The organism is Pseudoalteromonas sp. McH1-42, from assembly GCF_022347845.1.
Classification (GTDB): domain Bacteria; phylum Pseudomonadota; class Gammaproteobacteria; order Enterobacterales; family Alteromonadaceae; genus Pseudoalteromonas; species Pseudoalteromonas rubra_D.
This window is the reverse complement of record NZ_JAKRFU010000047.1, coordinates 1-13,512: the sequence shown is the minus strand read 5'-3', so window position 1 is coordinate 13,512 and position 13,512 is coordinate 1. Positions and strand designations below refer to the sequence as shown.

Sequence of the window (13,512 nt, the reverse complement as noted above, 5' to 3'; positions counted from 1 at the left end):
AGCCAACCTCAACCTAACAGCCAACCTCAACCTAACAGCCAACCTCAACCTAACAGCCAACCTCAACCTAACAGCCAACCTCAACCTAACAGCCAACCTAAATCCGGTAGTCGATCTCAATCCGACATCTGGACCCGGTCCACCATTTGGGCACCGAACTTGGGTTTACGTTGCGGGAAAACTTGAATGAGCCAACTGTGCAAAAGGAAGTGCAGCACTGACCGGGTGAGCAGAGAAGTACTTTGTTAGTCAAGTCAGGCGGGACGTTGCGCTCCAAATCTTGTGTGCCTCTTTGATTTCATTAACTGCCTGGATCTTTGAGACGAAGTGGTGTCTGGTTTTTGTTGGGCTTGGGTTTGTGAAGCAGGATAAATCGGCTGATGGAATAAGTGATGTGTTTTGCAATATACTTCAGTATTAGGCCAATATGATAAATTAAAGCCTGTTTAACTCTTTTTTGTTTTTTAATGTCGGTAAGTGTTTTATTTTGGTTCTTGCTCTGATTTTTTCAAGGTTTTTTCACTTTCATTTCGCCAGGTTGTAGCAAATTTCATTTTTAACGCGTCTGTTTTCTTTGTTTTTCTTGCGTGATTTAGGTCACTTTTCTTGTTCTTTTTTGTATGTCGGTCAATACAAAGCTTACCATGTGAAAAGATCTGGGTAATGTGTTTTTATATCCTAGTAAAACAATGACTTATCGTTAAGTGTTATCTTTAAGAATAACGTTTCATAACTAGGTTTTTTAGCATCTCTGGTCAATGATAGTTGCATCACCACAACGGTGTTTAACATTTAAAAATTAATTGAATAAACATTAAATAGAGATTGTCACGATGCTTAAACTTAAAACAAAAAAACTAAAAGAACTTACTAATAAAGAAATTAAAGATAATCGCCAGACTAAGTTTATTGCAGGTGGTACAGATACGCATAGTATTACTCAGGTAGGATTTATTAACCCTAAAAACATCACTGGCTAATTAGAATATAAATAGTAATAGGAGTTGATAAATTGATGGGATCCTATCTTGTGTTGGCAATGGGGGCCGGATTACAGGCTGTTTCAGGTAATCTTGTGTTGCAAGAGCCCGCCAGTGAGTATCATTACTCCAGGGAAACTGGCCGAGTTGTAGAATTGGCTATTAAGGTTGGTAGTGAAGTAGCCAAGAAAAAAGTGATGCTTGAGTATGTCTCAGAGGACAGCAAAAAAACGAAAACACTTATTTCTAACGAAAACGGGTATGTTGACTATGTAAACCCGAATGCCGTGCCCGGCAAAGTGTTCGCGCCTGGCGAGTTGTTGTTGAGAGTACAAAGCAACCGGGTTTTTGGCGCCCATTACTTCGAGCAAAAAGAAATTGAAAGTATGGAGTTTGCTCTGGAGATACAAGCAAAAGGGCGTCTGTGGTTGTGCTCAGATGCAAGACCTATTGAGGTTAGGGTGGATGATATTGCAAAAAACAGCCTGTTGGTCTCGATGAAGCTAAAAAAAGAAGAGTATAGTCAGCTACAGCATACTATCACGGAGGGCAGTATTGCACTTCATCAGTCAATGCAGGCTTGTTTATAACCCCATTTTTACCTCCAGCATTCTGTGAGGCGGTCAGTGCTTGCTAGCATGCCATGTTCAAAGTCATTGTGTCATGTATATTCGTGCTTCTCATTTGGGTCCACTTTCAAGTAGTGGATCTTTTTCCTTTTTGAAAAACTTCACACAAATTTGAATGGACTGAATCGGCGGGGTGACCCGTTAGTGTCCAAACTCCGAACGTTTTTGCCTGTTAAAAGATTACAGCAGGTAACCTGGTACCGATGTTTGTCAGGTGCTATTCTCTGTTATCCAGTTGCGCCACCTAGTTAACTGAACTAAACATCTAACTAAGTCACAGTCATTGAATCCTTTCGGTTTGTGTCTTTGTCTTTTGAAACGCGGATTGTTAGGTATGTCGTTGGCCTGTTATCTCATAGGGTGCCATTAGTCTGTTGATGTGTGTTTGCGTGGCTGACTTATGTTTGCACTGTACAACTTTTCCTGGTGCGGCACGCACTTTTGAAAATGTTGTTTACATTACCTCGCCCTGGCCAGATTGAATTGCCACTATTCAGTGTCAATCTAACTATCACATCTGCCGCCAGCGTGATTCTCTTTCTTGCCGCAATCAAAATTCGGTCTGTTTATTTGACCATGCACGACAGCACATTTTCGATAGCTGTACGTACTCAAAAGGTTATACCAAATTCACTTAATACCTGTTCTATTTGAAAGTGCAATTATGACGCTAACGGCGTTAAAAATTTCTCATTTAGAATCTTTACCTAAGGTATAAGTTCGCAAATTTTCGCCTCGCCTATATGGACGATGATGTCTCAACGATAGCAGGGCACGGGAGCGGTGTTATCGACCTTATTTTCTTGCTTCAAAATAGAGCACTTAATTAAGTAAATTGGTATTAGAGTTTATTGCACAATTTGGATGCATATGAAATGCGATAAATTAGTAGCAAATAAGCTCTCACATCGAGTCGTTACGGGATCCTCTGCGGGGTGATATCAATCAATATATAGCCAGTATTCCACCATAATAATTGGTGTTAAAGTGTTGATTTTATTGGTTATGTTTTTGTTTTTCGAGATTTGATTGCACGCGTTTGCTGGGGCACTATGAGTTCCATCAAAACAATAAACACGCTTTGCTTACTTGGCGCAAATTGAGGAGCTAACAATGCAACAAAATACGACCCTTGGCCTGTTTGACACGCAGCACGAAATTAAACAGATGATTACTAAATTTGAGGAAGTAAACATCGCTGAAGAGCTAACAAGTACATTGAAGTCTATCTCAAAAGAGTCAGGCTACAATTGTCTGGGCTTTATCGATTTTTGCCCGGTATCTGCGTCCTCATACGAAGAAAAAGTTTATGGTGAGATTTCTGCCGAGTTGGCAGAGGAAATGTCAGACACTGCGATCTTTGAACACTGTAAGTCAGGTATTCGATTGTTGCCGTTGCACAGTATACTTAATCACAGCAATCAGAAAGGCCAGGTGTATGTGATGCCTATGCGGGGTGTGACTGGCATTTATGGAGGCTTGGTATTCGATATCCCAGAGAGCTTTTGCCAGCAGAAGAGTATTGAGTTTGTTGACTGGTGCTGGACGATTATCTCTCCCTATTTGCTGCAGGCTGCGTTGCGCTGCAGGGATAAAAAGTTACATATTACAAAACGCGAAAAAGACTGCTTAATGTGGGCTTGTGAAGGTAAAACGTCTTGGGAAATCAGCCAGATACTTGGTATCTCTGAGCGCACGGTTAATTTTCATCTGTCTAACTGTATTGTGAAAACAGATAGTACAAACAGGCAGCAGGCGATCGTAAAGTGTATTATCAACAATTTGATCTAATCACGATGACTGACGTGCTTTTCGGTGTTGTATATCAGCGTTCATGGTTGGGGAGGTGTCCTCCCCAGTACGTCAGATCATTCAGACTGGGTGATTTCTGCTTTGACCAGCTGGTTTTCAACGACTTCAATAATGTCGAGGTAAAGCGCATTGGTTTGTTGAGAAAAGCTGATCCTGTCTATGACATAGCTGGAACTGTCAATTTTGTATAATTCCTGCCTGGGCTCGGTATGGCTGAAATTAATCTTAAAGACGGTCTCACCGTCGGAGTGATACAAGGACCCATTGCCCGCAGCAATCGAGTGTTTATATTTGGCTTTTGACAGCTCAATTCTGTCAGTCTTTTCACCCGTATTGATATTGTATAAAGACACTTCATCATGTGATGATAAACTGGCATAGAACTCACTATCAAGCTGCCCAAACCACAGTGGGCGCTCAATGGGTAATGGAATGCTCTTATCCGAATCGAGAGAGTGCATAAAGGCTTTTCCTCTCAATGTTCTTGCATCCACAACGGTATAACCGATGCTATTTTCTTCAAGGTACTCAGCCGACACTATGGTGCCATCAACCTTGATAGAGCCAGTAAGCGTCAGGGTCTTACTATCATAGGTTTCGAGCCTATCCTTGTAGTGGAGCAATAGTTCTTGTCTTTGCGCGCTATAATGAATTGATTCATAAGTCGACGCCTCAAGTGCAAGCGGTTCATGCTGACCATCAGGTAAAGCACGATAAATAGAACGCAGTCCACCTTCCTGACGCAAAAAAATCACACTGTCTTCAAAGTCAGTAGCTTGTACGTCATCATACTCACTTTTAACTAAAGGCTGCAGTTCGCCGCCCTCGGGGCTTAAGGTATATATGTCCTGTAAAAAGGGATAAGTCACTGCCAGTAAGGCGTCGTGGGACAGTGGCTGATTACTGGCATATTTAACATTATTTGGCAATTTCGCCGCTGAGGTAATGGCTTTCTTATCCAGCGAATAAGTAAACAAAATATTCTCAACATTATCTAGCCAAATCAAAGAATTAATTTTCTTCTCGTAGGATAAAGTCCAGATCCGGTTGTTGGTGTCATGTAGTTTAACCTGGTTTCCACCATCCAGGTCTGTCATGTAGAGTTCACTGCCCTGATAGTGATGCCTTTCAAAAATAATAACTTCCATATCAGGGATATAAGTCAAAAACCTATCTCCATATGAATTCAAATTTGGTGATGTAATTTGAAATTCCTGGCCTGTTTCTATATCACGGCTGGCAAGTGCTGCGAGTTCATCCCTGTCGCGATAACCGCTCTTTGAATAAATGAGTCTGCCATCGCTGACACCTGCACCTGTGAAACCTTGCAAGCTACAGTCAAATAGGTATTTATTGGTACCGTCAAAACTGGTGTTTATCAGCCATACTTCGCATTGTTCATTGTTAATGGCCCGATAGAAGACCTTATTGGAATCTGCTGACCAGCCGATAGGGAAGTAGTTAGTTCCTTCTTCTGCAAGGCGTTTTTCATGGCCTGTTTGTAGCGTTTTGACCACCAAAGAATAATTCTGACTATTCTTTTGAATAATAGAGAAGGCAACGAAGTTCTTATTGGGCGAGATATTTGGTCTGGTATACCTGCCATTGACCCAGGACAGTACTGTTTCCTGCACTTGCTTTTCTATGGGGCTAACAGAGGCGTCACTCAGCGCTGTGTCCTGGTTAATAAATGCCAGACTAATGCTGGCTGCTAGAGTACTGATGACCGCAGCAAAAACCCACGGGGCCTTTTTCCGCTTTACTGATCGTTCGGCTGGTGTCGCTTTTGTGTTTAATTCGGTTGTAACCGCAGGGCTGGGTTTAGATTGGTCAGCTGATTCCGTTTTGTGGTATTCAACAAACGGTTCAATGGCTAAGCTGTAACCCTTTCTATAGTGAGTTTTAACTATGATGCCCTTTTGGTTCTCTGATTTCAGTGTTTTCCTGAGTTCAGAGATTGCCCGGTTTATTGCATTGTCATCAACATATTTCTGACACCAGACATCGTCCACTAAATTTTGTCGGGTGATGATAGTATCCGAATTTAAGATCAAATAACTAATGATGCGAAACAGAAGCGGTTCGAGTTCTTTTTCGATGTCGCCGTCAGTGAGCACCTGACGCTTTGGGTCAAGTTTCCAGGATCCAAGTGTGATCGATTTAACTGTTCTAGAGAAGCTGACTTCGTTCATTGTCCTGAATTTGTTGTTATTAGGAATATGTCAAGCGTTCAGACTATATCTATAGTCTTTTAAAAACTCAACAGAAAGATGGATAGACGGTTTTATTTTACAAGTGTTATTTTCATTGTTGCCCAATGTTAAGAAAGTGAGGGTGAGAAACGATTTCTATTAAGTGTTTGATTGATATGTGATTGTTCTGTTTTTTTGAATGGCTTGGTGGACCAGTGGTCGAAATGGTGAATATATAATTTCTTACAATATCGGGTCGGAGCGGACTCTAAGGCCGCTAAGCGACCATTAGCATTTAACAAAGCCTGGAGGAACTATTGCAAAACACGAACCATTTTTTGCCTGATATGTTTTCCTGCAACAGCGGCACGTCCATCGTTGAGTGAGTTATTCCATGCGCCATTGGGTACTAACTGTCAGTTTCCTTAGTCTTACTATCCAATACCTCAATGACTTTTGCCAGGGTGTCCGTTACGGCTTTTCGATTGTCCCAGTCCACAGCTTGCCAATCTACCTCATCCACTAATTCTGTAATGTTGTGGGTCAGGAGCATTTTAATTGTTTCCACATGCTGAATGGGTTTTACCCTGAAAGCTTTTGTTTTAGGTTTGGTTGTCAATTTTTGCCCAGTGAGTTTGGCATGTATCCGTTTATTGATCTCGGCTTTGTCTGTCACGGTTAGCAGGGTTTTATCAAACTCGCTGTAATAGTCATTCTCAACCTGTTTAACGATTTTTTTAACGTTGATAAAAGGCAGCGTGACCAGCCCCTGTTCATACGCCTGAATAACGCATTTATACCGGGTAAGGACATTGTAGTTATCAAAACTCCCCATGGAGATACCTAAGTTGGCCGCCATTTCTTTAACGGTTAGCTTTTTCTCACCGACTTTTAATCTTGCCTGACTAAGGCTTTCCAGTTCCTGCATTGCACTGAGAAAAGCTTGCAGCTTGCCATATTGAGGCAGGTCGTCTCTGCTGGCATTCTCCTGAAATTGTTTAACTTTCGATAGCAATGGTTTGGCATCATACACTTTGAACTGGGCGCTTGAGTCATAACCATTGCTGTAAACCATGGCAAAAAATCGGCGATGTCCGGTCAGTATTTGATACTGTCCGTCCTCTAAAGGGTAGACGGTCGGCACTTGAATAACCTCGGCTACAGAGATGTTTTCGGCCAGTTCAAGCACGGACTCTAGGGTTTGGTTCGCTTTTTTCCACTGGGCCGTGCCGTAGGCAAAGCAGTTTACAATGCAGTTCTTTCCTATTAGTACGTGGTCTTTTGCATCATACATTTCAACTATCTGGTTTTTGGTTAGCCAGCGTGAAGTGAATTGTCGTGCATGATCATCTTCCATGAACTTGGCTGGCAGAAATCGTGCATTGTGTGGATCAGGCGTCACAGAAGATAAGAATAAAGAGGTGTACTCAAAAGTTTCAGAATTCAGCCCTTTTCGACTGTTCACGTTAGCCAGCATCAGCTGGTCTAATTTTAGCTTATTCATAGGGTTAGGAACCTTTTACTGCACTTAAGGTTAGTGGTGAACACCTTAGTTGGTAGATCTAACAGGTATACACTCAAGGGTTATCGATGCACCATGTGAACCATACTAACTAATCGCTCTGGTGTGAAGTCTTAAATCGACGCACAGCACAGCAGAATAAATTTAAAGCGCAGTTTACAAGCGGTGGAGTGAAGGTATGAATATTGATTTAAGCATCATTGAATGGGCGTTTGAGAAGGGATACAACCTGGGCTCTGCAGATATGAGAGAGGGCGTTTATATCTCAGAGGAAGGCAGACGCTCCCTGTTAATGGCTGACATCAAAGCATTTGTGGAAAGCCATCAGGTGATTGCCACCGAGCAGGAAGGCCTTGCCGCAAGCCTGAATTGACGATGACAGCACGCTGACGCATATCCGGTCGATGTCAGCGGAGACTCATTCCGACCTTAAACCTTGTTTTAATCAGTAGCAATGATCTCATGCATGAGATCTCAAACTTCTGTTGGTAGTGAATACATGCAAATAAGAAATTGGTTTACACGACATCCTCTGTTGTGCCGGTTTGGCACCTTTATTTTGGCACCGTCAGTACTGTGTGCTTATGTGGCATATCAGCAACAGGTCATTTCAGCTTTACCGCAAGCTGGGGCAAGTGCGGTCTCGGTTGCTGTCCAGGAGCAGGTAACGGTAACGCGCGACGCACATGGTGTGCCATATATTGATGCGGATTCAATGGCAGATGCTTATTTTGCGATGGGCTATCTGCATGCACAAGACAGGCTGTGGCAGTTAGAGTTACAACGCAGGCTCAGTGCCGGTAAGTTGAGTGAGGTGTTTGGCAAAGAGAGCCTGAACTATGACGTTTGGGTTCGCACGTTGGGGCTCTATGAGGTGGCTGAACAAAGTAAGGCTTATTTGTCTGAGCAGGCTTTGGCGTCATTGCAGTCTTATACGGCCGGGATCAATGAATTCCTGAACCAGCAACCTACACTGCCAATTGAGTTTACTATGCTCGGGATTACGCCAGCGCCATGGCGTGTTGAAGATTCACTGGCATGGATGAAAATGTTCTCTCTCAGTATGTCGGGCAACCTGGAAGAAGAGATCCAGCGTAGTGTGGCATTAAAAACGTTACCCAAAACCTTGTTCGCCGAGTTTTTCGGATCTGAACTGGTGCCGTCAGAGTCACTGGGCGATGGGCAGGTTGCCAGCCTGTCGGGGTTACATCACACCATTAAGCAATTGGAAACCGACTATAAGATTGGCGGTAAACATATAGGCAGTAACGCTTGGGTGGTTTCTGCTGAAAAAAGTGCATCTGGCAGTGCTATCTTGGCCAATGACCCGCACCTGGGTCTGCAAATTCCCTCTTTGTGGTATGCCGTATCGCAGCAATTGCCAGACTCTCAGTTACAGGGTATGAGTTTGGTCGGGTTACCTGTCATTGTATTTGGTCAGAATAATAACATTGCCTGGGGTGGCACCAATATGGAGGCTGACCTGCAAGATCTGATTGTGGAACAAATCCATCCGGAAGACCCCACGCTGTATCGCTACCAGCAACAGTGGCTACCTTTTACAGAGCGCACTGAATATATCAAAGTGAAAAGTGATTTTCCGAGTCTACTTAAGCCCACCTATCGGGATGTTGAACTGAAGATCAAAGAAACGCTGACCGGTCCCGTGATCAGTAAAGCCGGTTTGCCTCAGGCAGTGTCTCTGCGCTGGACGGCATTGCAGGCACAGGACACCACTTATGAAGGCTTTTTTCACATTAATCATGCCCAGAACTGGCAGCAGTTTAAGCAGGCTGCGGATAAAATTGCATCACCCAGTCTGAATCTGTTTTATGCAGATAAGCAAGATAACATTGGATTTACTGGCGCGGGTAATATTCCGGTTCGCGAGCGTGGCACAGGTATATTACCGACTAAACGGGGTGCTGAGGGAGATGTATGGCAAGGGTTCATTCCAAAAGATGAGATGCCGAGCGAATTCAATCCACCACGAGGTTACATCATTAATGCCAATAACCGTAATGTGGCATCGAGTTACCCTTATCATATTTCTTCCAGCTTTGCGGACCCTGCCCGTGCAGAGCGCATTGAACAGCTACTCAATACACAGCCACTGGATGTGAATTACATCAAACAGATGCAGATGGATGTAAAAGACCTGACGGTTATCAAGTTAAAGAGTGTGATGGAAACGGTCGTTGCGGAAGACCTGTGGCAACAAGAAGCGCTTGACCATCTGAAAACCTGGCAAGGAGATGCACCGACCGACAGCATTGCCGCAACGGTTTTTTATACCTGGGCGAGACAAATATACCGAGTCTTACTCAATGATGAGCTCATTCCTGCATGGAATGAGAAAGCGGCAACGCGCCAGCTACTGGGTCTGCGTGGCAGAGTGAGTTACGACCAGCTGGCTGAGCTGCTGGCGCAAAACTCCCCGCTATGTGACGACACCAATACGCTAGAAACAGAATCTTGTGAAGAAGTATTACTCTCAGCGCTAGACAGAACTTTAATCCTGAACAGTAAGTTACAGGGGGATGAAATTGACAACTGGCAATGGGGTAAGTTTCAGACGACGCGATACGACCATATGCCGTTTGGCAAGGTGAAGCATCTCAATAAGGTGTTCTCACGAGAGGTAGCGACCGGTGGTTCCACCAATACCGTTAATGTAGCGGCAGGTTTCTACGAAAAAGACAATGGCTTTATTCAGAACTATGGTGCCGGGTTCAGACAGATTATTGATTTGGGCGGACGCTATGAGTTTATGAATTCTACAGGGCAGTCTGGTCAGGTCGCCAGCGCGCATTATGACGACATGATCACCCTGTTCGCTAAGGGACAGTATGTGTCATTTGAATCACCCAAAGAGGCATCTCGCAAGCTAACGCTAACCCCGAATCAAGGGCAGGAGTAAACCGTGAATTTATTAAAACTATTTAGTGAGAGCTATCCCAACCGTGTGTTTATCTCGGTGTTGTTGGGAGCCATTTCAGGGATTTTATATTCGGGGCTTATTCCCTTTGTACTGATGAGTATTGAGAGTCCGACACCCGGATTGCAGTTGGCTGAAGTTCCGCATGCACGATATGGGCTACTGGAAGTCGCAAACTATAAACTGGCTGCGTTGTTTTTTCTGGCCTGTACATTCATTCTGATCATGAGAAGCCTGTCAGAGATTTTACTGCAGCGCGTTGCAACGGATGTTGCCAGAAAACTTAGAGTGAGTTTTTACGATAAAATTTCCAGAACGCCTTTGTATGCCATTGAGAAAATGGGCTCGTCTAAACTGGTTGCTTCTGTGAATCTGGATGTACCAAGGATCGTTAATGGCGCACGTGCATTACCCCTGTTGCTGATCAATCTGGTGACTTTAGTCGGTATGCTGGGTTTTCTGGTCTACCTCAATGATGAAGTCTTTAAGATGGTGATGATCGCTATTGCGTTTGGCATCCTGGCGTATCAAGTCCCCATGTATTTTGGCAACAAGCTGCTGACGCGTTCTCGAGAGTACCGGGATGCAATTCAGGAAGGTGTGAATGGTTTGCTCTCTGGCGCAAAGGAGCTCAAGCTCGATGCGCAAAAGCGTGCTTATTTTCATCAGGACGCTTTGCTGAGCAATGAAAAAAACATTCTTAAAAATGAGAAAGCCGCGCAATCTGTGCTTATATCAACCATCAACTTTGGTGATTTAATTTGTTTCTTTGTCATCGGTGCGCTGTGTTTTATTTTCGTGAATTACCACTCCATCAGTAATAGCGAGCTGGTCGCGGTGATCATGGCTTTATTGTACGTGACCGGCCCCATCGCTGTCTTGCTGAATGCTTTGCCTCAGATGATGATGGCGACGATTTCATACAAGAAGTTTAATACGCTGCTCAATGAATTACCTGAAGAGGAAATCGAGTATCAGATTTCAGATGTGCCTAGCTGGCAGACACTGCGCTTCGATAAAGTTGAGTTTGCTTATCCCAGTGATCAGGATGAGGCTGGCTTCGCTGTTGGTCCAATCGACCTGACACTGAATCGTGGCGAAATAGTCTTTATAGTTGGCTCGAATGGCTCCGGCAAATCAACTCTCAGTAAATTGTTGACGCTGCATTATCAGGCGGTTGGCGGGCACATTTATTTCGATGATGCGGCACTGAACAACACCAATATCGAAAGCTACAGACAAGGGATCAGTGCTATCTACTCTAACTACTACTTGTTTGCAAAAATTCTCAAAGAGTTGGATGACGCCACGATGGAGCTGATCCAGCATTATCTGAAGCTGTTACACCTGGATCACAAGGTCACGATAGAAGACGGTTATTTCTCTACCGTGTCGTTATCTGATGGTCAGCGTAAACGTCTCGCTTTGCTGGTGGCCTTTTTAGAAGACAAGCAGGTGTATTTGTTCGATGAATGGGCCGCTGATCAGGACCCAATTTTCAAAGAAGTCTTTTATAAACGCATCTTACCCAGCCTCAAAGCAAAGCAGAAATTGGTCATTGCCATCACGCACGATGATAAGTATTTCGACCTGGCAGACAGGGTCATTGTGATGGAAGGCGGCAAGGTCGTAGAGCAGACCTCATACACACAATACTTCGACAAATTACAGTTAAACCAGTCCGCCAAAAACGATTTTCTGGCAGAGGTAGGAGCTTAAGATGACACACTCTCAATGGCAATTAACCGCTTCGCAGCGCGACATACTATTAGATCAGCTCTATTTCCCGGATAGCCCTATTTACAACATTGGTGGCTATATCGTCTGCGACAACATTGATTGCATCCAACTGGCACAGGCACATAAAGCACTGATTCACAGTCATGAAGCATTTCAGATGCGTATTAGTCAGCAAGGCGAAGAATTCACCGCTTATCTGAGCCAGGATCTGGATGACAGCCTGCCAGTGATTGATTTTAGCGCCGAAGCAGAGGCTGAGCGCAGTGCTAAGGCCTGGCTCGAAACGCAGTTCGCTCGCACTCAGGCAGTGTTTGATACGCAACTGGCCAAAGGCTTCCTGCTTAAAATATCTCAGCAACAGCACTGGTATGTTGGCTTAAGTCATCATCTTGCAATGGATGGTTTCGGTTTTGCGATCTGGGTTCAGCAGTTGGCTCATTTGTATAACGGTGAGCAGACACAGGACGATGCTAGATTATCGCTAGATGAGATAGCACAGTTAGATAATACTTATCGTGAGAGTGCTAAATATCAAAAAGACGCGGCATTTTGGCAGGAGTATCTCGACGATTATCAGGGGGAACGCCTGCCTGAACGCTACTTTAGTGATACGGATCAGCAACACAGCACCCGGGCCATTTATCCGCTTTCCAGAACGGTTTTTGATAGTTTGCATGCGCATGCAGGTCGTCATAAGTTAGGGGCCGCTCAGGTGTTGCTGGCAACACTGGCTTACTACTTTTCTTTGCATACCAATCAGGCAACCCTGTTGTTTGGCAATCCGAGCCACAACCGTAAAACGGCGCTGCAAAAACAAAAGCTGTCAGTCTTTACCAGCATTAGTCCATTGCTGATTTCCACACAGGGGGTGGACGTCATGAGCGAGCTGGTAAAACAGGTTGCGCAGACGCAAAAAGCAACCTACAGACATCAGAAGTACCCACTGGGCCAGCTCCTCAAAGACCAGCAACACAGTGGTGAGCAGGGTAGCTTCTTTGATTTTAGTTTTAACTATCTGACGCTGAATTTTGCCGATATTCACTTTTCAAATCAGGCTGCACGTTTTCATTACCTCAATGCCAATGCTGAAAAGATCCCTTTCACTCTAACGGTATGGGATAACAATGACACGGACCTGGAACTACAAATTGATTTTAACCATCGTTACTTTGAGCAGGCTGATATTGATGCCATAGAGCAAAGATACCAACGCGCACTGGCCTATCTGGGTGAGCATGGCCTCGATTGTGCACTGACCGACTTGCCATTTTCGAGCCCGGCGGAGCAGCAATGGTTGCTGGGACGTTCGGCCTGCCCACTTAGTTATGACACAGAACTCAGCCTGCACGAACAAATCAGCCGTCAGGCCCAGCTAACACCGGATGCCATCGCCATTGATATGCCTGGCGGTCGCACGCTGAGCTACGCCCAGCTGGACGCCGGTGCTAATCGCATCGCCGCGTACTTGCAGCAACACTATTCACTCAGCGCCGACAGCATGGTGGGCGTCAGCACTGAGCGACATGCCGAGATGGTGATGGCCATACTGGCCATCCTGAAAACCGGTGCCGCCTATTTGCCGCTCGACCCGGGCTATCCCAGTGCCCGACTGGCACAGATCATTGATGACGCTAAACCAGTCGTGACCCTCACCGATAACCCGGCCATCCTGCAAGGCCTGACCACCGACACGCTGAGC

General features: G+C 44.7%; 10 protein-coding genes. 8 read left to right on the top strand and 2 right to left on the bottom strand.

Translation table 11 applies throughout. The annotated features are described in order from the left end of the window. From MHN31_RS23745 to MHN31_RS24330, 4 genes are all read left to right on the top strand, one after another. The coding region (locus tag MHN31_RS23745) for a hypothetical protein (protein ID WP_239445500.1) at positions 1-190 on the top strand (190 nt) is incomplete at its 5' end. A gap of 643 nt (positions 191-833) precedes the next feature. Then, on the top strand, positions 834-980 hold the full coding sequence (locus MHN31_RS23740; protein WP_155946429.1) for a hypothetical protein: 147 nt from the start codon (positions 834-836) through the stop codon (positions 978-980). Positions 981-1,015: 35 nt separating this feature from the next. Beyond that, positions 1,016-1,570, top strand: a complete 555-nt coding sequence (locus tag MHN31_RS23735) for a hypothetical protein (protein ID WP_239445499.1) — start codon at positions 1,016-1,018, stop codon at positions 1,568-1,570. A 1,152-nt stretch (positions 1,571-2,722) separates the two neighbouring features. After that, positions 2,723-3,400 (top strand): helix-turn-helix transcriptional regulator, encoded by a 678-nt coding sequence (locus MHN31_RS24330; RefSeq protein ID WP_125564504.1) that lies wholly within the window; start codon positions 2,723-2,725, stop codon positions 3,398-3,400. Between the two features lie 77 nt (positions 3,401-3,477). Here the strand turns inward: MHN31_RS24330 and MHN31_RS23725 are convergent, their stop codons facing one another. Both MHN31_RS23725 and MHN31_RS23720 read right to left on the bottom strand, forming a co-directional pair. Next, positions 3,478-5,613 carry a winged helix-turn-helix domain-containing protein gene (locus MHN31_RS23725; protein WP_194868924.1) on the bottom strand — a complete coding sequence of 712 codons (2,136 nt, stop codon included), beginning with the start codon at positions 5,611-5,613 and terminating at the stop codon, positions 3,478-3,480. 409 nt (positions 5,614-6,022) lie between these two features. Next, on the bottom strand, positions 6,023-7,117 hold the full coding sequence (locus MHN31_RS23720; protein WP_239445498.1) for a hypothetical protein: 1,095 nt from the start codon (positions 7,115-7,117) through the stop codon (positions 6,023-6,025). A 196-nt stretch (positions 7,118-7,313) separates the two neighbouring features. Between MHN31_RS23720 and MHN31_RS23715 the strand changes: the two genes are divergently transcribed. From MHN31_RS23715 to MHN31_RS23700, 4 genes are all read left to right on the top strand, one after another. Continuing rightward, positions 7,314-7,508: a hypothetical protein gene (locus MHN31_RS23715; RefSeq protein WP_125564509.1), complete on the top strand. Its 195-nt coding sequence runs from the start codon at positions 7,314-7,316 to the stop codon at positions 7,506-7,508. A 93-nt stretch (positions 7,509-7,601) separates the two neighbouring features. Beyond that, a complete protein-coding gene (locus MHN31_RS23710; protein WP_239445497.1) occupies positions 7,602-10,055 on the top strand; it encodes a penicillin acylase family protein in 2,454 nt (817 codons plus the stop codon). A gap of 3 nt (positions 10,056-10,058) precedes the next feature. Next, positions 10,059-11,792, top strand: coding sequence for a cyclic peptide export ABC transporter (locus MHN31_RS23705; RefSeq protein WP_125564512.1), 1,734 nt, complete (start codon positions 10,059-10,061; stop codon positions 11,790-11,792). Between the two features lies 1 nt (position 11,793). Next, positions 11,794-13,512: condensation domain-containing protein (locus tag MHN31_RS23700; RefSeq protein WP_239445496.1), on the top strand; the 1,719-nt coding region annotated here is incomplete at its 3' end.

Excerpts from the sequence above, each read along its gene's own strand:
- MHN31_RS23735 (WP_239445499.1), top strand. The coding sequence starts at position 1,016 with ATGGGATCCTATCTTGTGTTGGCAATGGGGGCCGGATTACAGGCTGTT.
- MHN31_RS23725 (WP_194868924.1), bottom strand. The coding sequence starts at position 5,613 with ATGAACGAAGTCAGCTTCTCTAGAACAGTTAAATCGATCACACTTGGA.
- MHN31_RS23740 (WP_155946429.1), top strand. The coding sequence starts at position 834 with ATGCTTAAACTTAAAACAAAAAAACTAAAAGAACTTACTAATAAAGAA.
- MHN31_RS23710 (WP_239445497.1), top strand. The coding sequence starts at position 7,602 with ATGAGATCTCAAACTTCTGTTGGTAGTGAATACATGCAAATAAGAAAT.
- MHN31_RS23720 (WP_239445498.1), bottom strand. The coding sequence starts at position 7,117 with ATGAATAAGCTAAAATTAGACCAGCTGATGCTGGCTAACGTGAACAGT.
- MHN31_RS23715 (WP_125564509.1), top strand. The coding sequence starts at position 7,314 with ATGAATATTGATTTAAGCATCATTGAATGGGCGTTTGAGAAGGGATAC.
- MHN31_RS24330 (WP_125564504.1), top strand. The coding sequence starts at position 2,723 with ATGCAACAAAATACGACCCTTGGCCTGTTTGACACGCAGCACGAAATT.